This is a genomic window from Micromonospora sp. CA-269861 (assembly GCF_050948505.1).
Lineage (GTDB): Bacteria > Actinomycetota > Actinomycetes > Mycobacteriales > Micromonosporaceae > Micromonospora.
Window position 1 is genome coordinate 3,049,508 of record NZ_CP192014.1, and the last position, 26,034, is coordinate 3,075,541.

The window sequence follows — 26,034 nt, forward strand, 5'->3', positions numbered from 1 at the left end:
GCGTGCCGCTAGTGCTGGTCGGGGCGTTGGCGGGCGAACGCGTCGCGCTTGCCCCAGCGGCCGGGGATGTCCAGGAGCGCGATCCGCCCGAAGGCGGTGGGCAGCGCGGGGTCCACGGCCAGGTGGTCCTCGTGCGGGTTGATACCGAGCATGGTGCGGATCAGCAGCATGCACGCTCCACTGGACCACGCCTGCGGGCTGCCGGCGGTCGGGTACCGGATCGGGAACCGGGTGGTGTCGCGGTCGAACCCGCCGAACGCCTCGGGCAGCCGACCCTCGAAGTAGGTGGCGGCGGAGAGGACGCCCTCGGCGATGCGGGCCGCCTCGGCGTTGAAACCGTAACGGCGCAGACCCCAGGCGATGAACGAGTTGTCGAACGGCCAGACCGTGCCGTTGTGGTAGCCGAGCGGGTTGTAGCGGCGCTGCCCCTCGGCGAACGTGCGCACGCCCCAACCGGAGAAGAGCGCCGGACCCATCAGGTGCTCGACCACCCGCGGAGCCCGCTCCGGTGGCACGATGCCGCTCCACAACAGGTGCCCGATGTTCGACGACAGGCTGTCGACGGGGGTGCCGTCGCGGTCGAGCGCGAGGGCGTAGAAACCCCGGTCCTCAAGCCAGAAGTCCCGGTTGAACCTGTCGTACAGGGCCGCCGCCTCGCTCTCCAACTGGTCGGCGTAGGCGGGATCACCCCAGACGGTACGAGCCAGCCGTGCTCCGCGGATCTTCGCGTCGTAGGCGTACCCCTGGGTTTCGCAGGTGGCCCTGGGAAAGCCCGGCAGCCGGCCGTCGGCGTAGGAGATGCTGTCCCAGGAGTCCTTCCAGCACTGGTTGTCCAGGCCGGTGGCGCGGTTGCGTCGCTGGTACCAGACGTAGCCGGTGGAGGTCAGGTCCGCGTACGTGTCGATCCAGGTCAGGGCCGCGCGGGCCTCCTGCTCCAACTCCATCACCAGCGCGGTGTCGCCGCTCCACCGCTCGTACTCGTCGAGCAGCACCACGAACAGCGGTGAGGCGTCCACGGTGCCGTAGTAGGGGGAGTGCGGCTGCTCCTCGAACGCTGCCGACTCGCCGTAGCGCAGCTCGTGCAGGATCCGGCCCGGGTCCTCCTCCAACACGTCGTCGGTCCGGGCGCCCTGCAGCGACGCGAGGATCCGCAGTGTCGGTGGGGTCAGCGACGGGGTGACGGGCAGGGTTTGCAAGCAGGTCAACAGGCTGTCGCGGCCGAACAGCGTCATGAACCAGGGCAACCCGGCCGCCGGCACGCTCGCGCCGCCGAGCGAGAGCGGGGCGAAGCGCAGCGCCGCCAGATCCACCAGGCTGCGGTGGTAGACCTCTTGAAGGGCGGCGCTCTCGGTGTCCAGGGTCGGCGCCGCCGCGACCCAGGCCTGCACGCTCCTGGGCAGGGTGGAGTCGTCCGGCCGTTGGGCCCGCAGGGCGGAACGCAGGTCGACGCCGTCCGGACGCAGCGCCAGCATGGTGGCCTGCAACCGGGTCGACCACTGCTGCCCGGGGCGCAGCCGGACCGCGAAGCGGAGGCCGCCCTGGTCGAACTCCGCGGGTTCACTGGCCGACACGACTACCTCACGGTGGTAGGTACCGCGTCGGTAGCCGAGGCGCAGCTCGTTCGGACCGACGTGCGTGTAGTGCGCGCCGGCCTTGTCGCCGATGTCGAACTTGATCTCGAAGATGTCGGCGAAGTCGGCTGCCACCTCCAGACGCACATCGAGTGTCATGTCCCGTTCGCCGTAATTGAAGATCGTCAGCGACTCGGTGAGGTCCGGGCCGATGCGCCTGCGCCGAATGGCCGACACGTCGGCCTGCACGTAGTCCACCGCCCCGCCCGGCACCACGAAGAACGTGACCTCGAAGTACTGGCTGTCGTCCACCGACAGCGCGGTCATGCACTCGCCGTTGACGGTGAGCATCCAGCGGGAGAGGAACCGGGTGTCGGCGGCGAAGAGGCCGACCGGGGTGCTCGGGGACGACTCCACGTCGCCGCTGGAGTCGGACACCATGAAGGTGTTCCCGTCGATGCACGCCGCGGTGCCCGCGATGTCCCGCATCGCTCACTTCCCGCTGTCGGGGTCGCCGGCTTGCCGTCCCTCGGACGGACGGTCGGGGCCGGACGGCGCCGGCTCGGGCTCGCGCGGGAAGAGCCGCCCGATGCGCAACGCCAGAGCGAGGTCACCGTCGACCATGATCTCGCCCCGGGTGATCGCCGCCAGGCCGTTCACCTCACCTCGTGCCATCGCCTCCGCGACCGGAGCGGAAACCCGGATCACCGTCGTGGCGGGACCACCGCTCCTCGTCACCCGCATCTGGCCATGATCGATGTCCAGGAGCCACTGCTCCAGGTGGCTGCCGTCGCCGATGTCGAATCGCACGCTCCCGGAGACCTTGCTGAATCGCGGGTCCTGGCAGGCGATCGCCAACCGCTCGAAAAAGGCGCTGGTCGCCGACATCCCACCTCCTCGGGCGCTGGTAAGAGCGGATGCCGGCTACCCGGTGCCGCGCACTCCTAACGCCTGGCGGTGCCCTTCTTCAGGGTGCGAGCGGAAGGCCGGTCCCGAGGTTGAAGTCCACCACGACCGGCGCCCGGCGGACCCGCACGGCGGTCGCGGCATCGAAGCCGGCGGCGTCGCGGTGCCAGACCGGCGGGGTGTACGCGCAGTCGCAGCGCAGCTTCACCCGCTGCCCGGGGAGCAGGCGCAGGGCGTAACCGCTGCCCACGTCCGCCACCCCGGCCAGGTCGCCGGTGGTCGCGTCGAACGCGATCACCTGGGCGTAGGTGAGCAGCTCGTCCACCCGTACCGCCCCACCGAGCGGCGTCCCGGCGGGCAGCGCCTGATTCAGGGTCGCCGTCTGATGGGCGCGGACCCGCACCGGACGCGCCTGCTGCCGGCTGCCCACGCCACCGGACCACACGGTCGCCAGGCCGGCGGCGGCGAACTGGACCGGCCAGTGGTACGGGCCGAGACCGGTGATCGTGTAGCGACCGTCCTCGTCGGTGGTCGGGCCGTGGTCGCCGTACTTCGGATCCGGCACGTACGGCACCACCATGACCCGGGCGCGGGGGACCGGGGCGCCCGTCGCCGCGTCGGTCACCACCCCGACGACAGTGCCGGGCGGGTCGAGCCGGACGTCCGGCACGGCGATCACCGAGCCGGCGCGCACCCGGACCACCCGGGCCTGCTCGCGGTCACCGGTGCCGCCGTGCCGACCGACCCACTGCCAGCCGTGCGTCGTCGTGTCGTAGGGGCGCACCAGCAGTCGGTACCTCCCCGGCGCGACGTCGCCGGTGACCAGGACGCCCTGCTCGTCGGCGCAGCCCCCGTACCGCCCGAGCTGGTCCTCGCCGAGCGTGACCGTCGCCAACGCCGCGGCGTCCACCGGGACGAGCGCGGCGCAGGCCCGGGGGACCGGCGCGCCGGTCAACGCGTCGCGCACCACAGTGCGCACGCCGCCGGGCGCGGGCGACCCGGGGGTACGCGCGGCAGCCGGCGCGGCGGCCTCCCCGACGAGCAGTGCGACGGCGACGGCGGCGCTCAGGTGGCGCAGGGCGGCGCGGCTCATGGGTCATCCTTCCGACGGCGCGGCGGGTTGGGCCGACGGTACGGCGCTCAAGTGATCCAAATCGGTCAATGTCGCGATGCCGACCGATGCCGGCGGCGTTCCTGCTCACGGTGCCGCATCGGACGTTCTGCCCCGAACCTGGCGCATCCGGCACGTGTACGACATAGCGTCACGGGAGCGGGAGCACCCCCGCCGCCTCCGCCGGCCGACCGGCGGCGACGCCCACCGGAAGGGACCGGACATGAGCCGTGTCGACACTGTGCTCCTGCCGGAGCTGGACGGGCCGGTGCCGGCGACGCTGCCGAGCGCGCTCGGACTGCTGAGCCTGGCCCTGGGAGTGGGCGCGCTCGTCGCGCCCGGACCGCTCGCGCGGATGACCGGCGTGGACGACGTACCGGCCGCGCGGTCCGTGCTGCCGGCCATCGGCCTGCGGGAGCTGGGCAGCGCCGCCGGCCTGCTCAGCGGCCGCCCGGCCGGCTGGGCCTGGAGCCGGGTGGCCGGCGACGCCATGGACCTCACCCTGCTCGGGCGAGCCCTCGCCGACCGTAGCGGTGAACGCCGCCGCCGGGTCGCGCTGACCACCCTCGCCATCGCCGGCATCACCGCCGTCGACGTGCTCGCCGCCGTACGCGTCGGCAGGGCTCGACGGGCCCGCGCCCGGGTGATCCGGATCGAGATCGCGGTGACGGTGAACCGGTCGCCGGCCGAGGCGTACCGGTTCTGGCGGGACATGGAGAACCTGCCCCGGTTCATGGCGCACCTGGAGTCCGTACGCGCTGACGACCTGCGCCGCTCACACTGGATCGCCCGCGGTCCGGCCGGACGCCGGGTCGAGTGGGACGCCGAGATCATCGACGACCAGCCGAACAAGTCGATCACCTGGCGGTCGCTGCCGGGGACCCGGGTGCCCAACGCCGGCCGGGTCCGGTTCGTGCCCGCGCCCGGCGACCGGGGCACCGAGGTGCGGGTGGAGCTGCGATACGCGCCGCCGGCCGGTGCCCTCGGCCGGGCGGTGGCGAAGCTCTTCGGCGAGGAACCCGAGCAGCAGGTCCGCGACGACCTGCGCCGGTTCAAGCAGGTGCTGGAGACCGGCGAGGTGGTCCGCTCCGATGGCAGTCCCAACGGCATCTCCGTACGCCAACAGGCCATGCAGCGCCCCGCCCAGCCGCTGCCGGCGTCCCGCCGCTGATCGCCCGAGCTCTCCGAAAGGGACAGTGAATGAAGGCCACCGCCTGGATGGGTGCCGACAGCGTCAAGGTGATCGACGTACCCGATCCGAAGATCATGAACGCCCGGGACGCGATCGTCCGGATCAGCACCACCGCGATCTGCGGCTCCGACCTGCACCTGTACCACGGCTACATCCCCGCGATGCGTAAGGGCGACATCCTCGGCCACGAGTTCATGGGCGAGGTGGTGGAGGTGGGCCCGCAGGTTCGCAATCTCGCCCCCGGTGACCGGGTGGTGGTGCCCTTCTCGATCGCCTGCGGGCACTGCTCGTCCTGCCAGCGCGGCCTCTACTCGGTCTGCGAGAACTCCAACCCGAACGCCGGCATCGCCGAGAAGATCATGGGGCACTCGCCCGCAGGCATCTTCGGCTACTCCCACCTGCTCGGCGGCTACGCCGGCGGCCAGGCCGAGTACGCCCGGGTGCCGTTCGCCGACGTCGGTCCGCTCAAGGTGCCCGACGAGGTCAGTGACGACCAGGCGGTCATGCTGGCCGACGTCTTCCCGACCGGCTACATGGGCGCCGAGATGTGCGACATCAGACCCGGGCAGGTGATCGCCGTCTGGGGCGCCGGGCCGGTCGGGCTGCTCGCCGCGGCCAGCGCCCGGCTGCTCGGCGCCGAACGGGTGATCGTCATCGACCGGTTCCCGTACCGGCTGCGGCTGGCCGAGGAGCACATCGACGCCGAGACGATCAACTACGAGGAAGTCGACGTGCTGGACACTCTCAACGCGATGACCGCCGGCCGGGGCCCCGACGCGTGCATCGACGCGGTGGGTCTGGAGGGTCACCACGGCAACGCCGCGATGTACGCGTACGACCGGGCCAAACAGGTCGCACGGGTCGAGACCGAACGGCCCTTCGCGCTGCGGCAGGCGATCCTGGCCTGCCGCTCCGGGGGAGTGGTCTCGGTCGTCGGCGCGTACGGCGGCTTCGTCGACAAGTTCCCGATGGGCGCGTTCATGAACCGGTCGCTGGTCATGCGGACCGGTCAGTGCCACGTCCAGCGCTACACCCGACCGCTGTTGGAGCGCATCCAGCGCGGCGAGATCGACCCGAGCTTCATCGTCAGCCACCGGATGCCGCTGCGCGACGCCCAGAAGGGCTACAAGATCTTCCAGAAGAAGCAGGACGACTGTACGAAGGTGCTGCTCAAGGTCTGACCGGTGGAGGCTCTGCCGGCGGGGAAGCGCCTCACGCGCTGCCTCTGGAGCTGATGTCGCAGACGAATCAGCCCGGCTCGGCGTGCCTGCTCCGGGGAGTCGGGCGGCCGGTGGGCTGATGTCGCAGACGATTCCGCCCGGCTCGGCGTGCCTGTGCCGGGGAGTCGGGCGGCCGGTGGGCTGATGTCGCAGACGATTCCGCCCGGCTCGGCGTGCCTGCGCCGGGAGTCGGGCGGCCGGTGGGCTGATGTCGCAGACGATTCCGCCCCAAAGGGGCCGATTGGCAGCTCGGCCACCAACGCCTGCCGCTTCGCGCGCACACCGCGCCGGACCCGGCGTTCGCTCGGCGCGAGCTAGCGTGTCGCCATGCAGAGTGGTGACACGCCGGTGCCCGTCTCGGTCGACCTCACTGTCCGACTGCGACCGGTTGCCGAGCCCGACCTGGCGATGCTCCGACGGCTCTGCACCGAGCCGGGCCTGATCGGGTTGGACTGGGCCGGCTTCAAGGACGCTGGCGCGCCAGCTCGGCGGTTCGCCCTGGACGGCTACCTCGGCGAGGACGACGGGCGGCTCATCGTCGAGGTCGGACGGGAGCGGGCGACCGCCGGCCTCGTCAGCTACACCTCGGGGCGCTACGCCGGGCGGGCGTCGTACTGGGAGATCGGCATCGTCCTGCTGCCCCCGTGGCGCGGGCAGGGGGTCGGCTGGCGCGCCCAGGCGTTGCTCTGCGACTACCTCTTCCAGCACAGCCCGGCGCAGCGCATCCAGGCCGGCACCCACCCGGAGAACGTCGCCGAGCAACGCGCGCTGGAGAAGGCCGGCTTCCAGCTTGAGGGCGTCGTGCGGGCGAGCGAGTTTCGGGCTGGCCGGTGGCGCGACGGCTACCTGTACAGCCGGTTGCGCGACGACCCGTCCCCCTGGGACCCGGCGCCGCAGGTCTGAGCCCCAGCGACTCACCCGTTTGTGGCCGGGGAGCCGGGGAACTCGCCCCGTTCGTCCGCAGGCAGGCCTGACGGCATGCCGACGAGACCGAAGGAGCGGGGCATGGAGTACGAGCAGATGATCGCCACGGTACGGCGGCGCGCGGGCCTCGGGGAGAACGAGGCAGTACGGTCCGTACAGGCCGTTCTGTCGGTGCTCGGCGAACGACTCGCCGGACGGGAGGCCGACAACCTGGCGGCACAACTACCGGATCGGCTGGACGCATCGGTCACCCGTAATCCGCAGGGTCGCCGGTGGGACATTGGTGAGTTCCTGAAGCACGTCGGTGACCGGGAGCAGGTCGCGGACGCGGACCAGGTGCGCCTACACGCCCAAGCGGTGTTGCGGACCATCGCCGAGGCGCTCAACGACGACGAGCGTCACGACCTGCTCGCCCAGCTTCCCGCCGGCATCATCGATCTCTTCGGCGTTCCCACCCCGCGCGGCTGAGCACCGCCCCCGCCGCGACCGCCGCGGAGCAGGTCAGCGTGGTTCAGGCCTTGCGGCCCGCGCTGGTGACACCGGTCCCGGGCACCGGTCTTGAGTAGTGGCCCTCAGGAGCGCATCGCCTCCTCGTCGACCGGCCCATCGCCGGCCAGGTCGAGCACCTCGCCGCGGGCGACGGACTCGATCAGTCGCTGCTCCACCGCAGTGTGCGTCACGCCGCTAGCGGGGACGGACTCCCGGCTCCACCGTCAAGGTCCCCGCCTCGGCGTCGATGGTGGCCCGCGCGCCGAGCGGAATGGTGAGCTGCCCATTGCCGTGCCCCAGCCGCAGCCCGCCCAGGACCGGTACGCCGAGGTCGTACAGGCGGTCCTTCAGCACGGCCGCCGCGTCCCACTCACCCGGTTCGCCGACGCTGTTGGTGATCTGGCCGATGACCACCCCGGCGACCCTGGACAGCACGCCCAACCGGCGCAGCTCGGTCAGCATGCTGTCGATGCTGTACGGAGCCTCGTCCACGTCCTCGAAGAACAGGATCGCGTCGTTGAACCTCGGCGAGTCCGCCGCACCGAGCGACGTGGAGATCAACGTCAGGCAGCCGCCGAGCAGAGGCCCCGATGCCCGACCCGGCACCAGCACGGGGGCTGCCGTCTCGGCCGGGTCCCTCGTGATCGTGACGGGCGCGGTGGTCATCACCGCCCGACGCAGCGCCTCGGCCGACTCCGGGCCGGTGCGGGCGTCGCTCCAGTTGACCATGGGGCCGTAGAAGGTGACCAGACCGGTGTCGCGCCAGAGCTTGCCGTGGATGCTGGTGATGTCGCTGAAGCCGACGACCACCCGGGGATCCCGGCGCACAACAGAGACGTCGATCTGGTCGACGATCCGCTGGGTGCCGTAACCGCCGCGGGCGGCGAACACCGCACGAACCCCCGGGTCGGTGAGCGCGGCGTTCAGGTCGGCCAGCCGCTCCGCGTCGGTGCCGGCCAGGTAGCCGTACTTGCTGAAGACGTGCTTGCCCAGCTCGACCGTCAGACCCCAGCTGCGCAGGATCTCGATGCCGCGGGCCATGTTCGTGGGGTCGGGGGTGCTGCCGGGCGACACGACCCGGACCCGGTCACCAAGTGCCAGCGCCGGCGCCCGCAGCGCCCGCTTCGCGCCACCCGGAGCGGCCTGCGCCGGTGCGGCCGTGCCGACGAGCAACGCCCCGCCGGCGGCCGCCGCCCCGACCCCCAGCATGTGCCGCCGGGACAGGGCGCGTTCTGCGGATCTCGGGGCCGGTATGCGGTTCGTTCCGGATGTGCTCACAGGCAGCCCCTTCATCGACGTCGATGTCCGCGCCGCACCACAGTACGACAGAAGTCGATCGCTCGGGGGGCCGCGCACGGCCGACCAGGTTGCGCGGCCGGCGCTGACCACCGGTCCCGTCCGGTGGGCCTGACTGCATTCCAGCTCCGCGTGACGATCACCGTGGTTAACCTCGCCTTGTCGAGGCGATGGGGACGGTCGGAGGCAGGCCAGTGGCGAAGCTCGCGGAGCTGGCGGGCGGCGACTCGTCGACACCGCCGAGGGCTTGGGTGCCAACTGGCCTCGCCGCGTTCGGCGGGTGACGGCGGCCCATGCGAGAGGCGTCGAAGAGCAAGGGGGTGACCTGGGAGGAGCTCTTCTTCGATCTCGCCTTCGTCTTCGCCCTCACCCAGTTCTCCCAGCTGCTGCACGAGGACCACAGTTGGGCGGGTATCGGCCGGACGCTGATCCTCTTCATTCTGGTCTACTGGGCCTGGGGCGGCGTGACGCTCTTTACCAACCAACGCGATGTCAACGCTCCGCTGGACCGGGTCGGCATCCTCACGCTCGGGCTCACTGGTCTCCTGATGGCCCTGACCATTCCACGGGCCTACGACGACAACGGTGGGCTCTTCATCGCCGCCTACGTCGCCGGCCGAGTGCTGCTTGCCGGGCTCGCCCTGCGTCATGTTCCGCTCGGGCGAGCACTCTTCGTCGGCCCCTACGGCTTCTTCCTCTTCACCGGACCGCTGCTGGTGGCGGGCGCCCTCTCGCAGGGCGTCGCCCGGATCGTCCTCTGGGCCGTCGCCGCCGGGATGGACCTGCTGAGCCCCTGGGTGGCGAACCGGGTGGTCACGCAGGGCAGGGCACAACCGGCCCACTACACCCACCGGTACGGACTCCTGATCATCCTCGTGTTCGGTGAGTCCGTCATTCAGGTCGGGGCGGTCGCCGTCGACGACCGGCTGACCGTTGCCCGGCTGGCCGCGATCATCGCCGCCTACGCCCTGGTCACCGTCATGTGGGGTGCCTACTTCGGCTACGGCCTGTCCGACTTCCGTCGTGCCCTGGAAGAGGCGCCGGATCAGCCGGGGCTGCGCCGCGCGATCCTCGTGTACGCCCACCTGCTGTTCAGCTTCGGGATCATCACCATCGCCGTCGGCCTGGCCGACATGGTGCCCGCACCGCTCGACCCGCTGCCGGCCCGCGAGGCGATGCTCCTCTTCGGCGGGTGCGCGCTGTTCCTGCTCACCTTCGCCTACGTCTACTGGCGAATCCATCGCGAGGTCGCCTGGCGTCGGACCGGCGCGGGCGCGGCGTGCCTGCTCATGGCGCCGCTGGCCACGCTGGTGCCAGCCCTCGCCATGGTGGCGGCCCTGGTTCTGGTGATCGTGGTGATGATCGCCTTCGGGCGATGCGTCGACGCGGCGGCGACGTCGCCCACGCGAGGATCGAGATCGGCCCCAGGGATCCGATCGATCGAGGACCCTCCACGGAGACCGAAGACTGACCAGCCGGTGCGGTCGGCGCATCCCACCGGCGGGCGCTGTCACAGTGGGTCAGGGAATCGGCCACTCGTGCACCGGACGGTTGCTGTGCATCAGGTCCACGTAGTGCCGGACCACCTCGCGCAGCGCCGCCGGCCGGTCCAGGTGGTCGGCCGACTCCAGCCGGTGCAGCGTCTCTACCTGCCAGGTCGCGCCGTTTCGGCTGGTCAGGCAGCGCTGCTCGATGATGCCGAGCAGCCGGTCCCGCTCGGCCGGATCGAGCCCCCACCGGTCCAGGCCGTGATAGGCCAACGGCAGCAGCCGGCGCAACACCAGCTCGGTGACCGGCAGGTAACCGAGGCCGGGCCAGAAGACCTGCGCGTCGATGCCGTGCCGGGCGCAGCTGGTGAAGTTCTCGTCGGCGGCGCTGAACGACATCTGCGACCACAGTGGTCGGTCCGATTCGGCGAGGGCGCGAACCAGCCCGAAGTAGAACGCGCCGTTGGCGATGGTGTCCAGCACGGTCGGACCGGCGGGCAGCACCCGATTCTCCACCCGCAGGTGCGGACGGCCACGCGACACGTCGTACACCGGGCGGTTCCACCTGTAGACGGTGCCGTTGTGCAGGCGCAGCTCGGCCAGATTGGGCACCTCGCCGGACGCGAGGGCCTGCGCCGGGTCCTCCGGGTCGCAGACCGGCAGCAGCGCCGGGAAGTAGCGCACGTTCTCCTCGAACAGGTCGAACACGCTGGTGATCCAGCGTTCGCCGAACCAGACCCGGGGGCGTACCCCCTGGGCTTTGATCTCTTCCGGCCGGGTGTCGGTGGCCTGCTGGAACAGCGGGATGCGGGTCTCGCGCCACAGCTCCCGACCGAAGAACAGCGGCGAGTTCGCGCCGACCGCGACCTGGATGCCGGCCACCGCCTGGGCGGCGTTCCAGTAGTCGGCGAACTGGGCCGGGCTGACCTGGAGGTGGAACTGGGTGCTGGTGCAGGCCGCCTCCGGGGTGATCGTGTCGGCGGTGACCGCCAAACGTTCCACCCCACTGATGGCGATCGGCAGATCCTCACCGCGGGCCGCGAAGATCTGCTCGTTGAGCAGCTTGTAGCGGGGGTTGGCCGACAACGTCTCGGCGGTCAGGTGCTCGGGGCGCAGCGTCGGCAGGATGCCGATCATGACCATGTGCGCGCCGATCGCCCTGGCCTTCACCTCGGCGGCGTTGAGGCTGGCCCGCACGTACTCCTCGAAGTCGGCCGTGCCGGTGCCGGTCAGCCGGCGCGGCGGCACGTTGATCTCGACGTTGAACTGGCCCAGCTCGGTCTGGAAGCTCGGGTCGGCGATGGCCGCCAGCACATCGGCGTTGCGCATCGCCGGGTTCGACGCCTCGTCGACCAGGTTCAGCTCGATCTCCACGCCGGTCATCGGCCGGTCGACGTCGAAGCGGGACTCGCGCAGCATCTCGGCGAAGACATCCAGGCAGCGGCGGACCTTGTCGCGATAGCGGGCCCGATCCTCTCGACTGAAGGTTCGCACGCCGACGTCCTCGCCCATGGTCACCACCCCGTCACCGCTGGTCCCCCTAACCTCGCACGTGATCGGCGGGCGGGGGAAGACCCGAGGACCCTTTCCTACCCAACTGCCCGCCCCGTTAGCCCAGCCAGAGCAGACCGATAGCATTGCGGCCCGAGAGGTGGTGGCGTGCGGATGCGCGAGAAGGTGACCCGGCTGTTCGTCGCGGCGGCGATCGCCGAGGCCTGCTCCTGGCTGGCCCTGCTGGTCGGCATGCTGGTCAAGTACGGCCCGCCGGACAACGAGCTGGGCGTCAAGATCTTCGGGCCGATCCACGGCGGCCTGTTCGTCGCGTACGTCCTGCTGGTGCTCGCCGTGGCCCGGCTGCACCGGTGGAGCCTGCTGGCCACGGCGGTGGCCCTGGCCAGCGCGGTGCCGCCGTTCGCCACCCTCGCCTTCGAACGCTGGGCACGCCGCCGGGGAATGCTCGGCGTCGAGCGGCAACCGGCCCGCGAGCCCGCTCCGGTCGGCTGAGCCGCCGAGCCGCCCCGACACCCACCGCTGGTCGGCTGAAGCGCCGACCAGCGCACGAACCCGCCGGACCGGTCAGGTCAGCGCGGAGCAGGCCGCGATGCCGGCCAGCAGCAGCGCGCCCAGGAACGCCTGCAACAGCAGTGGCGGCCCGAGATGCGACCAGAGCGTCGCGGTACGCGGGGTCAGCAGCTGCCCGGTGGTGAGGTTGACGATCCGCTCGATCCGGGGCGGCAGCTCCGGGTCCCGCTGCGGGCGCAGGGTGAGCTGCACCTGGTCCGCCGGGTGCAGGGCGCTCTGCGGCAGGTGACCGTGCAGCTCCACCTCGCAGAGCTGACCGGCGGTGTTGCGCAGCCGCACCGGCGTGACCAGGTATTCCGGGCCCTGCTTCAGCTCCTTCCAGCGACGCCGAGTGCCGCCACTGCCGAAGGAGAAGAGCGAGCGCAGCAGCAGGGCGGGCAGCCGGGCGAAGGCCGCCGCGGCGAGCACCGCCACCAGCACCGGCTGACCGATGCGTACCTCGCGGGTGTAGCCGTCGAGCAGGCGGATCAGCCGCCCGGTGACGATTCGTTCCGTCGGGTGCACGATCCGCCGGGTATCGAGTCCGCTGTCCATCTCCACCACCGAGAGTCCGCTTGTGTTCACAGATCGTATCGACGTCCTCGGTTGAACGACGTGAATGAAACCTGGTCACGGGCTCACGGCCGCGAGGTGACATCCCCGGCGACCCGGGTAAGCGGGGGGCCGAGCTGGAAAGGGGTCGAGCATGCAGCTGTCCTTCCTGCGCCCGCTCTACGACCGTCCCGGGCCGTGGTGCTCGGTGTATCTGGACGCCTCCGCCGACACGGAGGACGCCAAACCCGCGCTGGACCTGCGCTGGCGTGCCCTGGAACGGGGCCTCGCCGACCAGGGGGCGGACGAGGCGGACATCGCCGCGCTGGACCGGGTGGTCCGCGGCCATGATCCGATGGTCGGGGACTACGGCCTGGCGCTCTTCGCCAGTCACGGCCGGGTGGTGCTCTCCGAGTACCTGTCCGCGCCGCCACTGCGGGACCTGGCGAACGTCGGGCCGTTGCCGCACGTGATGCCGCTGCTCGCCCAGCGCGGCGAGCAGGTGGCCTGGGTACGTGTGGTCGCCGACCGGATCGGCGCCGACGCGATGGCGGTCAGCGCCGGCGGGGTGCCCCGGCGGGCGCACGTCGCCGGTCGGGACGAGTACCCACTGCGGCGGACGAAGCCCGGCGGCTGGTCCCAGTCGCGCTACCAGCGGGCGGCCATGGAGGCGTGGCACCAGAACGCCGGCGACGTCACCGCGGCGACCGTGGAACTCGCCGACCGGGTCGGCGCGGACGTGGTGGTGGTCGCCGGTGACGTCCGGGCCACCGGAATGATCGCCGCCCAGATGCCGGAGCGCTGGCAGGACCTGGTGGTCCGGACCGATGCCGGGTCGCGCGCCGGCGGCGCCGACCAGACGATGCTGGACGACCTCACCGTGCAGACCATCGCGGAGATCGCCGACCAGCGGATCAGCGCCGCGCTGGACAAGTTCGGTGTGCAGGAGGACGTGGGCGGAGGCCTCGACGCGGTCGTCTCGGCCCTGCAGCGCAACCAGGTGGACATGATGCTGATCGTGGACGATCCGTCGGCCAACGGTGAGCTGTGGATCGGCGCGGCACCCACCGAGATCGCCGTCGACCCGGGGCAGTTGGCCGCCATGTCGGTGGCCGACCCGCAGCGGGTACGCGCCGACGCGGCGCTGGTCCGGGCGCTCGTCGGCACCGACGCGGCACTGACCGTGCTCGGCCCCGACGAGGCGCCCGACCTCACCGACGGCGTCGGCGCGGTGCTGCGTTACGTCGACCCCAGCACACCCGGGCGCGGCAATGGTTGACCGAACGGTTGCGGACGTCGTGGTGGAGCGGCTGCTGGCCTGGCGGGTGCCCCGCGCCTTCGGGTACCCGGGCGAGGCGATCGCTCCGCTCGTCGACGCGCTGGATCGGACCGGCGGCGAGCCCGCGTTCATCCCGGCCCGGCACGAGGAGACGGCCTCGTTCATGGCCACCGGGCACGCCAAGTTCACCGGCGGCATCGGGGTCTGCCTCGCCACCCAGGGGCCCAGTGCCGTCCAGCTGCTCAACGGCCTCTACGACGCCAAGCTGGACAGCAAGCCGGTGGTGGCGATCGTCGGGGAGGACATCTCCGGGCCGCTCGGCGGCGCGCACCAGGAGATCGGGCTGAGCCGGCTCTTCGGAGACGTGTGCAACCAGTTCGTCAGGTACGGCCGCAGCCCCGAGGACGTGGGGCCGCTGCTGGACCAGGCGTTCCGCACGGCGGCGGCGACCCGCAGCCCGACCTGCGTGGTGCTGCCCCGGCAGTTGCAGGAGGCGCTGGTGCCCGCCCTGCAGACGTACGGCGCCGGGGTGATCACGGCGACCCCCGGCGAGCCGCTGGCCCGGGTTCTGCCGCACGAGGCGGACCTCGACGCCGCCGCGCAGTTGCTCAGCGGCGGCCAGCGGACCGCGATCCTGGTGGGCCAGGGCGGCCGGGACGCGGCCGCCGAGATCATCGAGATGGCCGACCGGCTCGGCGCCGGGGTGGCCACGTCGCTGCTGGGCAAGCCGGTGCTCGACGAGCGGCTGCCGTTTCACACCGGGGTGCTCGGCGAGGTCGGCACCCCGGCGGCGGCCGAGCTGATGGGTGGCTGCGACACGCTGCTGATGGTCGGCACCAACGACCCGTGGACCGACTACTTCCCGATGCCCGAGCAGGCGCGCACGGTGCAGATCGACATCGACGGCCGCCGGATCGGCACCCGCTACCCGGCCGACGTGCCGCTCGTCGGTGACGCCGCCGAGACACTGCGGGCCCTGCTGGGCCGGATGCGCGGTCGACCCGAGCAGCAGTGGCGCGCCACAGTGGAGAGTTCGGTGGACCGGTGGCGGGAGGTCGCCGCCGAGCGGGCCGCCGCCGCCGCGGACCCGGTCAACCCGCAGCTCGTCCTGCAGGAGTTGTCCGCCCGGATTCCCGGCACCGGGGCGGTAGCGGTCGACGTCGGCTCGGTCCTCTACTGGTACGCCCGGCACCTCACCCTGCCGCCCGGGGTCAACGCGCAACTGTGCGGCACCCTCGGCTCGATGGGCTGCGCGCTGCCGTACGCGGTGGCGGCCAAGCTCGCCGCCCCCGACCAGCCGGTGATCGCGCTGCTCGGTGACGGGGCGATGCAGCTCAACGGCCTCGCCGAACTGATCACCGTGTCCCACCTCTGGCAGCAGTGGCGCGACCCGCGGCTGGTGGTGCTGGTGCTCAACAACCGGGACCAGAACGGCATGGGTGGCGGGCGGGAACCCTCGTCCGACCGGACCCACCGCCGCCCCGACGTGCCGTACGCCGGGTGGGCCCGGCTGCTGGGGCTGCACGGGGTACGGGTGGACCGGCCGGAACTGGTCGGCGCGGCCTGGGACGAGGCCCTCGCGGCGGACCGTCCCTGCGTACTGGAGGCGGTCGTCGACCCGGCGGTGTCGCTGGCGCCGCCGGAGCCCGCGTTCGCCGACCTGCGGGGCCTGTACGCCGAGGGCGCTCCGGCCCGGAAGGTCCGCGAGCAGGTGGAGGTCACTGCGAACGCCAACGATCTCGTTTAGCCGCCCTCGACCAGGGCATCAGTAGCGGCCTGACGACGCTGGAGGTCCCATGTCCGAGCCCGCCGACCGCCGCTACGGTCCCGCGACCCTGCCGAGGGCGCGCGGCCCGCTCTCCGCGGCAGTCGTGGAGGCTCTGCGCCGGCCGCCGCACGACCTGCCGGCCGACCTCGGCGTCGACCTCGACCCGGCCGACCCGATCACCGACGAGGACCTTCAGCTGACGCTGTTCCTCTGCTACGAGCTGCACTACCGGGGCTGGCTCGGGGTGGACGACTCCTGGGAGTGGCAGCCGACACTGCTGGCGCTGCGCGCCCGCGGCGAACGGGTCTTCGAGGCGGCGCTGCGCCGGCTGGTCGGCGCGCCGCCGGTGCCGGCCGCCGGGGTGGCGGCCGGCCTGGCCGAGCTGGTCGCGGCCGACAACGGGCCGCCGCTGGCCACGACGCTGCAACGGCGCGCCGACCTCACCCAGTTCCGCGAGTTCGTCACCCACCGCTCCGTCTACCACCTGCGCGAGGCCGACCCGCACAGCTGGGCGCTGCCCCGCCTCGGTGGCCCGGCCAAGGCCGCGCTCGTCGAGATCCAGACCGACGAGTACGGCAACGGGCGGCTGGACCGGATGCACGCCGAGCTGTTCCGGCGCACCCTCGACCGGCTGAGCCTGGACACCACCTACGGCGCGCACATCGACGCGGCGCCGGCGGTGACGTTGGCGACCAACAACCTGATGTCGCTGTTCGGGCTGCACCGACGACTGCGCGGCGCGCTGCTCGGGCACCTGGCCGCGTTCGAGATGACCTCCTCGCTGCCCAACCGCCGCTACGGCAACGGGCTGCGCCGGCTCGGCTTCGACGAGGTGGCCACCCGCTTCTACGACGAGCACGTCGAGGCCGACGCGGTGCACGAGCAGATCGCCGCGCACGACATGTGCGGCGGCCTGGTCCGCGTCGAGCCGGCTCTCGCCTCCGACGTGCTCTTCGGCGCGGCGGCCGGGCTCGCGGTGGACCGGCTGTTCGCCGCGCACCTGCTGGACAGCTGGGCCGCAGGCCGCAGCTCGCTGCGCGCAGCCACCCCGCCGCCCCTGCCGTCCACCGTGCTGCCGACCGTCCCGCTCGCCTCGTCCGCCGCTGTGGCGTCCCCGGCCGAGCACGCCACCGCCTGAGCGGGGTCAGCCCTCGCGGGCGGTGCCAGCGCGGAAGTTGACCGCCTTGTGCGTGCCGTCGCAGAACGGCTTGAGCGCCGACTTGCCGCACCGGCACAGCGCCACCGTGCCCCGGCGCGCGTCGATGCGTTCGCCGTCCGGTGTGACAAGCGCGAAGTCGCCGCGGACCAGCAGCGGTCCGTCCTCGTACGGGGTGATCGTGGCGGCGGCTGGCTCGCTGGTGTCGTCGGTGCGCATGGCCCCGGAAGTGCCCGTCCTGGCCCTGGCGAAACCCGCGCCGCCGAACGCCGGTGATGACCGGGGCACCCCGCTGAGCAGCGGAATGTGCCGCCGGGTGGGTGATGCCCCGTTTGAACCCCATCGGGACGGGAAGCCGGGCCGCGTGGTGAGCGAACGAGGCAAGGTGGGGCCGGTGCACAAGGTGCACAAGGGGCTCACGGCCGATGGCGCCGGGCTGGCCGGCGACCGGGTCGTGGCCGCGGGCAGCGCCGCCCGGGTGCTGGTCGCCGCCACCGCCCGGGCGCTGCGTGGGGTCGACTGCGCCGACCTCGGGCACACCGGGCCGACGTCGCGGTTCCCCGGCGCCCCCGAGCCGGTGCGCCGTGCCGCGGTCACCCGCGCCGCCGGCCGGGTCGCGCTCACAGTGGCCCAGCTCGACGAGGTGGACGCCGCCCGGGTGGCCCGCTGGTTCGTCGACCAGTACCCCCGCCGGCGCTACTCCGGGGTCGTGGTCGGCTCCCCGCACGGCGCGGCGGCGCATCTCGCGGTGGCCCTCGGCGTGCCGTGGCTGCCGGCGGGCTTCGAGATGACCGTGCACTGGTCCGACGGCGCTGTGGACCGCCCGGCGGACGCCGTGGAGCATGGCGCCGCACTCGCCAGCCGGCTGCTTGCCGGCAACGCCGACCTGCACCTGCGCCAGGTGCACTGCCCGGCCAGCCGTGGCGCGTTGACCGGGGCGACGGTGTCGCTGACCGCCGCGTGGAGGGCCCTACCGGCCGCGTACACGCAGTTCCTGGCCGATCGGCTGGTGCCTGGTGCCCCCGTGCTGCTGGTCCACGACGCGCGCACCTGGCCGGTGCTGGAGCGCGGGCCGGGGCACAGCTTCCAGGTCGGCTGCCCGGGCAGCGGGCTGGACCCGGTGGACTTCCACCCGGACAGCCACGCGTTGCGGCAGGTGCTGCGCTCTGTCGGCGGCGACGCGACCCGGTGGCAGCCGCCGGAGATGTCCGTACCGTCGGCGTACGCCGAGCACGGCGTCGACTCGGGCTTCGAGCTGGCCGCGCGAGACTGGTCCGCCCGGCACCAGCACCCGCTGCACCGGGTGTTGGTGCCCCGGCCGGCGGCGCTGAGCGCGGGCGTGGCCGACCTGTACCGGCGGTGGCTGCGGCGGGCCGGCAAGACCGGTGACCGGTTGGTGGTGGAGTGCGGCCGGCTGCTCGACCCGTGGCAGGTGGTGCGGGCGGGGCTGGTGCCGTACTGGTGTGAGAACGCCACCCGCCGCAGCGTCGACGAGGCCGAGTGGTGGCTGGCCGGCAGCGAGGCGTTCAGCTCGGTGGACGTGCTGCCCGAGCCGCCCGGGGTGCGCTCGCCCGCGCTGGCCGGGCTGCCGCAGTGGCTGGCCGTGGCCGGGTTCGGCCGGCGGCGTCGGGCGCTGGACCGCACCACCGCCCGTGGCTACCCGGTCACCTCGGTGCCCACCCGCCGGGCCACCGAGGTCCTGCGCGCCCAGCCGTACGACCTGCCCGCGCCGCCTCCGCTGGGGGTCGCCGAGGCCCTCTCCGTGCTCCGCGACAGCGGCGGCCACCAGGGGTTGTTGGTCTCCTGAGACGGAGGACGCCGAAACATCCTCGCGAACCCGGGGTCCCGTGATTGAGTACCTACGGAGCGGGAACATCGCTGACTGCGACGGCCTGATTGCGCTGCGTAGAGGCGGTGTCGCCCGCTGGCATCCCAGTCACTGACCCACTTTCCGGCCCGGTGCGTGGCTCGACCACGCGCACGACCGGTTTCCCGATCCGGGCGGGGGACCTTCCTGAGGGAGGCGCGGATGTTCGGACAGACGAGCACGACCACGACCACACCACCACCCACCGACCGAGGTCTGGAGGATCTCGACGCGGCGGCGATGGCGTACGCGGCCCGGATCGCCGGGCTCCCGCCGGAGCGGCGGGGGGAGGCTCGGGACGACCTGGTCCGCTTCGCGCTGCCGTTCGCCGGGCGGCTGGCCCGCCGGTACCGGGGGCGCGGGGAGCCACTGGAAGACCTGGAGCAGGTGGCCCGGCTGGGGCTGGTCAACGCCGTCGACCGCTATGACCCGGAACGGGGCTCGTTCACCGCGTACGCCGCGATCACCATCGTGGGCGAGATCAAACGGCACTTCCGGGACCGGACCTGGGGCGTGCACGTGCCCCGCCGGCTGCGGGACCTGATCCTCGAGGTGGGGCAGGCCACCGCCGCACTCACCAGCGAGCTGTCCCGGGCACCGTCGGTGGCCGAGCTGTCGGCCCGGCTCGAGACCCCGGAGGAGGAGATTCTCGCCGCCCTCGAGTCGGCGGCCGGCTACAGCCCGGCCTCGCTCAACGCGCCGGTGGGCGGGGAGAGCTCGGCCGAGTTCGGTGACCTGGTCGGCGAGTCGGACAACGCGTTGGAGTCGGTCGACGACCGGGTGACGGTGAGCGGTCTGCTGCACCGACTGCCCTGGCGGGAGCGGCGGATCCTCGCGATGCGCTTCTACGGCAACCAGACCCAGGCGGAGATCGCCGCCCGGTTCGGCATCTCGCAGATGCACGTGTCCCGGCTGCTGTCGCGGGCGCTCACCTGGCTGCGTCAGGCGATGCTCGCCGACGCGCCACCGCCCTGGCAGAACGGCGCCGCCGAACCCGACCCCGGCAAGACCCGGATCTCGGTCAAGCAGAACGGCGACACGGTGGTCGTCGAGGTCGGCGGCGAGATCGACCGCGACGGCGCGGACCAGCTGCGCCGGGCCATGCTGGAGGCGGTCACCGGCCAGCCCAGCGAGGTGGTCGTCGACCTGGTCGGCGCGGGTGGCTTCGACGCCGGTGGGATCGCCGCGCTGATGGCCGGGCGGGACGCGGCGGAGCGGACCGGGGTGCCGCTGCGGCTGACCCGGGTCCAACCCGCGGTACGCCGTTCCCTCACCGCCGCCGGCCTGGCGCCCGCCCGGGACTGACCACACGAACAACAGCCGGCTGGGACCGACGGCATACACACGGGCAAAGGGCCGACACCCCGTTGGGTGTCGGCCCTTGCGCACGCGTACCCCAGGTCAGTGCTCTTCGGGGTTGCCGTCACTGTGCGGGTGCCGCCAGCGCTCGTGCGGCTTCGGCGCGTCCTCGGCGTCCTTCGGCGGGTCGCTGTCCTCGAAGCTCGGCCGGCGGACGCCCTCGGGCTCCGGCACGTCCACCGGCCGGGCGCCGGAGCGCGGCGCCGGCTGGTAGTCGACCGCGTCCCGGGCGCCGTGCGCGCCCTCTGCGGAGGGCGACTCCGGGACGTGGTGCTCGGTCCGCAGCTCCTCGGCGAAGTGCTGCGGCGGCTTCGTGGTGCGCTGCGGCAGGTCGCGGCCCAGATCGGCGACGAGTGGGCCGTACTTCAGGTCGAAGGCGGGGCGCTCGGACCGGATCCGGGGCATCCGGTCGAAGTTGCGCAGCGGCGGCGGGCACGTGGTGGCCCATTCGAGGGAGTTGCCGAAGCCCCACGGGTCGTCCACCGTCACCACCGCCCCGTACCGCCAGGACTTCCAGGCGTTGTAGATGAAGAAGAGGGTGGACAGGCCGAGGATGAACGCGAAGATGCTGGAGATCGTGTTCAGGGTGGTGAAGCCGTCGGTGGGCAGGTAGTCGGCGTACCGGCGTGGCATGCCCTCGCTGCCCAGCCAGTGGTGCACGAGGAAGGTGCCGTGGAAGCCGATGAACATGGTCCAGAAGTGCGCCTTGCCGAGCCGTTCGTCGAGCAGCCGCCCGGTCATCTTGGGCCACCAGAAGTAGTAGCCGCCGAAGAGGGCGAAGACCACGGTGCCGAACACCACGTAGTGGAAGTGCGCCACCACGAAGTAGCTGTCGTGGGTGTGCCAGTCGACCGGCGGGCTGGCCAGCAGGACGCCGGTGAGGCCGCCGAGCAGGAAGGTGACCAGGAAGCCGATGGCGAACAGCATCGGCGTCTCGAAGGTGAGCTGCCCCTTCCACATGGTGCCGATCCAGTTGAAGAACTTCACGCCGGTCGGCACCGCGATCAGGTAGCTCAGGATGCTGAAGAACGGCAGCAGCACCTGGCCGGTGGCGAACATGTGGTGCGCCCAGACCGTCATGGACAACACGGTGATGGCGATGGTGGCCAGCACGATCCCGGTGTAGCCGAAGAGCGGCTTGCGGGAGAACACCGGGATGATCTCGGTGATGATGCCGAAGAACGGCAACGCGATGATGTACACCTCGGGGTGGCCGAAGAACCAGAAGAGGTGCTGCCAGAGCATCGGGCCGCCGGTGGCAGCGTCGTACACGTGCGCATTGAGCAACCGGTCGGCGGAGAGCGCCAGCAGCGCGGCGGCCAGCAGCGGGAAGACGAGGATCACCAGCACGCTGGTGAACAGCATGTTCCAGGTGAAGATCGGCATCCGGAACATGGTCATGCCGGGCGCGCGCAGGGTGAGGATCGTGGTGATCAGGTTGACCGCGCCGAGGATGGTGCCGAGCCCGGAGACGACCAGCCCGATGACCCACATGTTCGCGCCCACGCCAGGGCTGTTCTCGACGCTGCTGAGAGGGCTGTACGCGGTCCAGCCGAAGTCCGCCGAGCCGCCGGGGGCGAGGAAGCCGCTGACCACCAGGAGGCCGCCGAAGAGGTACAGCCAGTAGGCGAGGGCGTTGAGGCGGGGGAACGACACGTCCGGCGCGCCGATCTGGATCGGCACGATGTAGTTGGCGAACCCGAACGCGGCGGGCGTGGCGAACAGCAGCAGCATCACCGCCCCGTGCGAGGTGAAGAGCTGGTTGTACTGCTCGGAGGAGAGGAACTGCATGCCCGGGCGGGCCAGCTCGGCGCGCATCAGCATCGCCTGGAGCCCGGCCAGCAGGAAGAACCCGAACGAGGTCAGCAGATACAGCACGCCGATCTGCTTGTGGTCGGTCGTGGCGAGGAACTTGATCAACGAGTTGCCGGGGACCGGTGCCCGTACCGCTCCCGGGAACCCCCCGAAACGGGCCGGTGCCAGGATCGCCGGGCCCCGATCGCGACCGGGTTCCGTGGTTACCCGCTTGGGCATGGCTGCTCACCCCGTCGTGACGGCAGAAAGGACGGGCGTGCCTACCCGACCCTCGCACCATGTAACCAGGCCAGAGCGGTAATTTCGGTCAGAACGCAGGTACCGGGCGCAAGCGCCTCGAACGCTCAGGTTGCCGGCAGCATCGCCCAGACGGCCTTGCCCTGACCGGCCGGCACGCTGCCCCACCGCTGGGTCAGCTCCCGGACCAGCATCAGCCCGCGCCCGCCCTCGGCGTGCAGGTCCGTCCCGCCCGCGCGGGCCTGGGCGCTGCTGCCGTCCACCACCGCCAGGTGCAGATACGGTCGGCGCAGGGTCACCGTCACCTGCATCGGCGTGCCGGCGTGGCGCACCACGTTGCCGACCAGCTCGCTGAGCACCAACGCGGCCGGGCCGGACGCGTCGGGCAGGTTCCACCGCGCGCACGCGTCGGTGACCAGCTCCCGGGCCCGCCGGCAGGCCCGGCCACCGGCTCCAACCGAGCCCGCATCCGCAACGCGGACGTCGTGCGGGCCAACCGGGTCGCCTCCGCGCAGTCCGCGGACACCGGGAGCACCCGGCACGTGGTCGACTCGGCCAGCCACCGTGCGGCGATCGGCGACGGGGCGCAGAGCAGCACCGGTACGGCCGGCCACTCCTCGGCCCGGCGGGCGGTCGCGGCGAAGACGGACAGCGCCAACCGGTCCTCGACGTTCACCTCGGCCATGTCGACAACCAGCGCCTCCGGCTGGTCGACGAGCGCCTCGGTCAGCGCGTGGTGCACCGAGCGCATGGTGCCCAGGTGCAGCGTGCCGGCCAGCCGAACGACCGCCACCGGTGCCGTGGTGCGCACCTCGCAGGTGATCCGGCTCGACATCAGGTGCCTCAATTCAACGCTGGGTCGGGATCTGCCAACTACCCGAGGCCGTTCCCGATCAAACCGGACCGACGGCGGGGCGAGGCACGTCACGCCCCGCAACACCAGGTCAGGCATGGGCCGGCGGTCAGGGTCGGCCGGTCAGCGACGGGGTCGGCCGGTCAGGACGCCCAGAGCGATCATGCCGACGCCGAGCCCCAGGTGCAGCCAGCCGTCGGCGGCGTTGACAGGTAGCACGTTCGCCCCGGTGTCGTGATCCACCGCCAGCCCGTAGAGCCAGAGCACCAGGTAGACCGCGCCGCCGCCGATCAGGAACGCCCGAGCGCCGGTGACCGTCCGGGCCAGCAGCAGACCCGCCACCCCGTACGCCAGGTGCACCAGGTTGTGCAGCACCGACACCTGGAACACGCCGAACAGGAACGCGCCCGAGTCGTGGCCGGCGAAGCGCAGCGCATCCATGCCGCTGGTGATCCCCGGTACGAAGCCCAGCGCGCCGACCAGCAGGAACAGCACCCCCACCGTCGCCGCCGCGCGACGGACCGGCGGTTTGCCGTCGGCCGGGTTGGGCCGGGCCCGGGAGTGCGCCATCGGTCCGACCATTCCCGGCTCCTCGTCGCGCGGCGGGCATGAGCGCTGCCGGCTACCCGCTGTCGCGGCCGACAAACCGCCCGGCCCCGCCGTCGCTCAGGCCGGCAGCAGCCTGGGCGCGCGGGCCGACTGCCGGACCCGGTCGTACAGCTCGACGTAACGCTCGGCCATCACCGCGGGGGTGAAGCGCCGCGCTGCCACCCGCCGGCACTCGTCCGGGTCGAGCAGCTCGGCGGCGAGGATGAGATCGCCCAACTCCTCCTCGTCGGTGGTGAGCAGCCCGGTGCGGCCGTGCTCGATCAGCTCCGGCAGGCAACCCCGGGAGGTGGCCACCACAGGCGTACCCAGGGCGAGCGACTCGACCACCGCCGTGCCGCCCGGCTCCTCCCACCGCAACGGGAACAGCGACGCGCGGGCGCTGGCGAGCAGGTCGTCACGCTCCTGGCCGGCCACCGTGCCGACCCAGCGGACCAGGTCACCGTCGACGTGCGGTGCCACCTCGTCGAGGAAGAACCGCACGTCCGGGTTCTGCCGTGCCTCGTCGCCGGCCGCGGCCAGGTCGGCCGGCCGGTGGTACGGGCCGACGGGCCCGGCCAGCACCAGCGGAAGACCCACCCGATGCGCGAGCCGGGCGCCCACGTCCTGCCCCTTGCCCGGGTTGATCCGGCCCAGGATGAGCAGGTGCTCGCCCTTCTCCGGTCGGGGCCGCCGGTCGGCGTCGACGGCGAGCGGCGTGGACAGGTGCACGTGCCCCACCGAGTGCTCCCGCAGCGCCAGCGGGGCGCGGGCCAGCTGCGACGCGGAGACGCCGTTGACCCGGACCCGGTCGCCGCCGTCCAGGCCGCCGTAGAGCGCCGGGTGCTTGGCCAGGTCCCAGTGCAGGGTGTGCAGGGTCGGCGGCCCGGAGGGCCCCATCGCGGCGAGGGTGGCCAGCCCGACCGCCTCGACGTGATCGTGCACCAGGTCGATGTCGTCGCGGGAGTGCAGCTCACGGACCACCCCGGCCAGGTGCGCCTGGGCGATTCCGCAGACCTGGTTGTACGGCCGCTGCAACGCCGCGAACTGCCCGTCGGCGAAGACCGAGACCTGCTCGTCCACCGGCAGGGTGCTGCTGCCCACCGAGGCGAGCACCACCCGTACGCCGAGCCGCCGCAACTCCGGCACCAGCGTGGCGATCACGTTCTCGATGCCGCCGTAGCCCGGCGGTGGCACCGACAGCCACGGGCCGGCGTTCATCAGCACGGTGAGGCTCATCGGGCTCGTCCCTTCCTCGCGGCTGTGTCTCCGGTTCGCGACCGCTGGGCTCGCACGATCGGCTCGCTCGCGCTCACGCGGCGGCCACCCGGCGACGGGGCACCCGGTGGCGCAGTTCGGCCAACGGTGGGCGCTCCTCGATGGACACGTCGCTGACCACGATCTCGCGGTCCAGGTTCGGCAGAGTGTCCGAACCACCGCGACGGAACTGCGTCAGCAGCGCCTCCGGCGTGAACCCGGGGGTCGCCCAGCCGCGTCGTTGCAGCCGGGACCAAGCGGTCAACATGATCTGCGCGGACATCCGGCCCAGGGCCGCGGTGTCCTGGTGCCGGTGCTTGCGCTCACCGAGGTCGACCTGCGCCAGCGCGTCCAGGCCGACCAGGTCGAGCAGGTCGATCATCATGGCCGTCTCCACGCCGTACCCGGAGACGAACGGCACCTGGGCCAGCACGTCGCGGCGGCCCGCGTACTCGCCGGCGAGCGGCTGCACGAAGCCGGCCAGCTCCGGCCAGAAGAGGTTGAGCAGCGGTCGGGCCATCAACTCGGTCACCCGGCCACCGCCGTCCTGCTCCACGCTGGCGGTGCCCACCAGGGGCCGGTGGTAGAAGCCCTTCACGAAGTCGACCGACGGGTCGGTCAGCAGCGGGCCGAGCAACCCGCTCACGAAGTGCGGCCGGAACTCCCGCAGGTCGGCGTCGATGAACGCCACCACGTCGCCCTCGGCGGCGGCCAGCCCGGCCCAGAGCGCGTCGCCCTTGCCGGTGAGCCGGGGCAACCCCCGGGTCATCTCGTCCTGGCTGACCACCTCCGCGCCGGCGGCGCGGGCCACCTGCGCGGTCCGGTCCGTCGAGCGGGAGTCCACCACGATCAGCTCGTCCACCAGGGCGACCCGATCCATCAGGTGCTCCCGGATCGTCGACACGATCGCGCCGACGGTGGCCTCCTCGTTTCGCGCCGGCAGCACCACGCTGACCCGGGTGTCACCCTTGGCACGCATCAGCCGACGTGTCGGCCAGTCCGCCGCCGACGTCGTCCGGTACGTGGCCCACGCCTCCACCACCGGTGAC

23 protein-coding genes and 1 pseudogene are annotated in these 26,034 nt (G+C 72.3%); 11 read left to right on the forward strand and 13 right to left on the reverse strand.

Features of this window, described 5'->3' with window-relative positions; genetic code table 11:
• Positions 1–8: 8 nt before the first annotated feature.
• From ACQP0U_RS14100 to ACQP0U_RS14110, 3 genes are all read right to left on the reverse strand, one after another.
• Positions 9–2,060 (reverse strand): amylo-alpha-1,6-glucosidase, encoded by a 2,052-nt coding sequence (locus tag ACQP0U_RS14100; RefSeq protein ID WP_433319376.1) that lies wholly within the window; start codon positions 2,058–2,060, stop codon positions 9–11.
• 3 nt (positions 2,061–2,063) lie between these two features.
• Positions 2,064–2,459, reverse strand: a complete 396-nt coding sequence (locus ACQP0U_RS14105) for an SCP2 sterol-binding domain-containing protein (protein WP_433319379.1) — start codon at positions 2,457–2,459, stop codon at positions 2,064–2,066.
• Positions 2,460–2,538: 79 nt separating this feature from the next.
• Entirely contained in the window at positions 2,539–3,570 is a 1,032-nt protein-coding gene (locus ACQP0U_RS14110; protein ID WP_433319382.1) for a carboxypeptidase regulatory-like domain-containing protein, read from the reverse strand.
• Between the two features lie 241 nt (positions 3,571–3,811).
• Here ACQP0U_RS14110 and ACQP0U_RS14115 point away from each other — a divergent pair, with 241 nt between their 5' ends.
• The 4 genes from ACQP0U_RS14115 to ACQP0U_RS14130 all read left to right on the forward strand — a co-directional run bounded on the left by ACQP0U_RS14115 (position 3,812) and on the right by ACQP0U_RS14130 (position 7,392).
• A complete protein-coding gene (locus ACQP0U_RS14115) occupies positions 3,812–4,759 on the forward strand; it encodes an SRPBCC family protein (protein ID WP_433319385.1) in 948 nt (315 codons plus the stop codon).
• Between the two features lie 29 nt (positions 4,760–4,788).
• A complete protein-coding gene (locus ACQP0U_RS14120; protein ID WP_433319388.1) occupies positions 4,789–5,961 on the forward strand; it encodes a zinc-dependent alcohol dehydrogenase in 1,173 nt (390 codons plus the stop codon).
• Between the two features lie 366 nt (positions 5,962–6,327).
• Complete coding sequence (locus ACQP0U_RS14125) at positions 6,328–6,903, forward strand: GNAT family N-acetyltransferase (RefSeq protein ID WP_433319391.1); 576 nt, start codon at positions 6,328–6,330, stop codon at positions 6,901–6,903.
• 102 nt (positions 6,904–7,005) lie between these two features.
• Positions 7,006–7,392, forward strand: a complete 387-nt coding sequence (locus ACQP0U_RS14130) for a DUF2267 domain-containing protein (protein WP_433319394.1) — start codon at positions 7,006–7,008, stop codon at positions 7,390–7,392.
• Between the two features lie 216 nt (positions 7,393–7,608).
• Here ACQP0U_RS14130 and ACQP0U_RS14135 read toward each other — a convergent pair whose 3' ends face one another.
• Entirely contained in the window at positions 7,609–8,622 is a 1,014-nt protein-coding gene (locus tag ACQP0U_RS14135) for a S66 peptidase family protein (RefSeq protein WP_433319397.1), read from the reverse strand.
• Between the two features lie 380 nt (positions 8,623–9,002).
• Here ACQP0U_RS14135 and ACQP0U_RS14140 point away from each other — a divergent pair.
• A pseudogene (locus ACQP0U_RS14140) lies at positions 9,003–10,013 on the forward strand (low temperature requirement protein A); the annotation flags it as partial.
• Positions 10,014–10,229: 216 nt separating this feature from the next.
• On the opposite strand, the gene ACQP0U_RS14145 reads toward ACQP0U_RS14140, so the two are convergent.
• Positions 10,230–11,708, reverse strand: a complete 1,479-nt coding sequence (locus ACQP0U_RS14145; RefSeq protein WP_433319400.1) for a glutamate--cysteine ligase — start codon at positions 11,706–11,708, stop codon at positions 10,230–10,232.
• A gap of 153 nt (positions 11,709–11,861) precedes the next feature.
• Between ACQP0U_RS14145 and ACQP0U_RS14150 the strand changes: the two genes are divergently transcribed.
• Entirely contained in the window at positions 11,862–12,200 is a 339-nt protein-coding gene (locus tag ACQP0U_RS14150) for a DUF3817 domain-containing protein (RefSeq protein ID WP_433320822.1), read from the forward strand.
• Between the two features lie 72 nt (positions 12,201–12,272).
• On the opposite strand, the gene ACQP0U_RS14155 is transcribed toward ACQP0U_RS14150, so the two are convergent.
• Entirely contained in the window at positions 12,273–12,821 is a 549-nt protein-coding gene (locus ACQP0U_RS14155) for a hypothetical protein (RefSeq protein WP_433320825.1), read from the reverse strand.
• 142 nt (positions 12,822–12,963) lie between these two features.
• Between ACQP0U_RS14155 and ACQP0U_RS14160 the strand changes: the two genes are divergently transcribed.
• Genes ACQP0U_RS14160 through ACQP0U_RS14170 form a run of 3 tightly spaced genes read left to right on the forward strand, consistent with a single transcriptional unit; the run spans position 12,964 to position 16,994 of the window.
• Complete coding sequence (locus ACQP0U_RS14160; RefSeq protein ID WP_433319402.1) at positions 12,964–14,088, forward strand: Vms1/Ankzf1 family peptidyl-tRNA hydrolase; 1,125 nt, start codon at positions 12,964–12,966, stop codon at positions 14,086–14,088.
• A complete protein-coding gene (locus tag ACQP0U_RS14165) occupies positions 14,081–15,835 on the forward strand; it encodes a thiamine pyrophosphate-binding protein (RefSeq protein ID WP_433319405.1) in 1,755 nt (584 codons plus the stop codon). Before ACQP0U_RS14160 ends, ACQP0U_RS14165 begins: the two co-directional genes overlap by 8 nt.
• Positions 15,836–15,884: 49 nt before the next feature.
• Complete coding sequence (locus ACQP0U_RS14170; RefSeq protein ID WP_433319408.1) at positions 15,885–16,994, forward strand: iron-containing redox enzyme family protein; 1,110 nt, start codon at positions 15,885–15,887, stop codon at positions 16,992–16,994.
• 6 nt (positions 16,995–17,000) lie between these two features.
• On the opposite strand, the gene ACQP0U_RS14175 is transcribed toward ACQP0U_RS14170, so the two are convergent.
• Positions 17,001–17,231 carry a CDGSH iron-sulfur domain-containing protein gene (locus ACQP0U_RS14175; RefSeq protein ID WP_433319411.1) on the reverse strand — a complete coding sequence of 77 codons (231 nt, stop codon included), beginning with the start codon at positions 17,229–17,231 and terminating at the stop codon, positions 17,001–17,003.
• A gap of 145 nt (positions 17,232–17,376) precedes the next feature.
• On the opposite strand from ACQP0U_RS14175, the gene ACQP0U_RS14180 reads away from it, so the two are divergent.
• Positions 17,377–18,819, forward strand: a complete 1,443-nt coding sequence (locus tag ACQP0U_RS14180) for a hypothetical protein (protein ID WP_433319414.1) — start codon at positions 17,377–17,379, stop codon at positions 18,817–18,819.
• A gap of 222 nt (positions 18,820–19,041) precedes the next feature.
• The gene (locus ACQP0U_RS14185) at positions 19,042–20,184 is read left to right on the forward strand and encodes a SigB/SigF/SigG family RNA polymerase sigma factor (RefSeq protein WP_124778470.1); all 1,143 of its coding nucleotides are present in this window, start codon (positions 19,042–19,044) and stop codon (positions 20,182–20,184) included.
• A 96-nt stretch (positions 20,185–20,280) separates the two neighbouring features.
• Here the strand turns inward: ACQP0U_RS14185 and ctaD are convergent, their stop codons facing one another.
• From ctaD to ACQP0U_RS14215, 6 genes are all read right to left on the reverse strand, one after another.
• Positions 20,281–22,272: an aa3-type cytochrome oxidase subunit I gene (ctaD, locus tag ACQP0U_RS14190; protein ID WP_433319417.1), complete on the reverse strand. Its 1,992-nt coding sequence runs from the start codon at positions 22,270–22,272 to the stop codon at positions 20,281–20,283.
• 125 nt (positions 22,273–22,397) lie between these two features.
• Positions 22,398–22,709, reverse strand: coding sequence for an ATP-binding protein (locus tag ACQP0U_RS14195; protein WP_433320827.1), 312 nt, complete (start codon positions 22,707–22,709; stop codon positions 22,398–22,400).
• Entirely contained in the window at positions 22,592–23,125 is a 534-nt protein-coding gene (locus tag ACQP0U_RS14200; protein ID WP_433319419.1) for an STAS domain-containing protein, read from the reverse strand. Before ACQP0U_RS14200 ends, ACQP0U_RS14195 begins: the two co-directional genes overlap by 118 nt.
• Before the next feature lie 141 nt (positions 23,126–23,266).
• Positions 23,267–23,725, reverse strand: coding sequence for a DUF4383 domain-containing protein (locus ACQP0U_RS14205; protein ID WP_433319422.1), 459 nt, complete (start codon positions 23,723–23,725; stop codon positions 23,267–23,269).
• A gap of 84 nt (positions 23,726–23,809) precedes the next feature.
• On the reverse strand, positions 23,810–24,967 hold the full coding sequence (locus ACQP0U_RS14210; RefSeq protein ID WP_433319424.1) for a glycosyltransferase: 1,158 nt from the start codon (positions 24,965–24,967) through the stop codon (positions 23,810–23,812).
• Positions 24,968–25,040: 73 nt separating this feature from the next.
• Positions 25,041–26,024 carry a glucosyl-3-phosphoglycerate synthase gene (locus tag ACQP0U_RS14215; RefSeq protein ID WP_433320830.1) on the reverse strand — a complete coding sequence of 328 codons (984 nt, stop codon included), beginning with the start codon at positions 26,022–26,024 and terminating at the stop codon, positions 25,041–25,043.
• Positions 26,025–26,034: the final 10 nt, after the last annotated feature.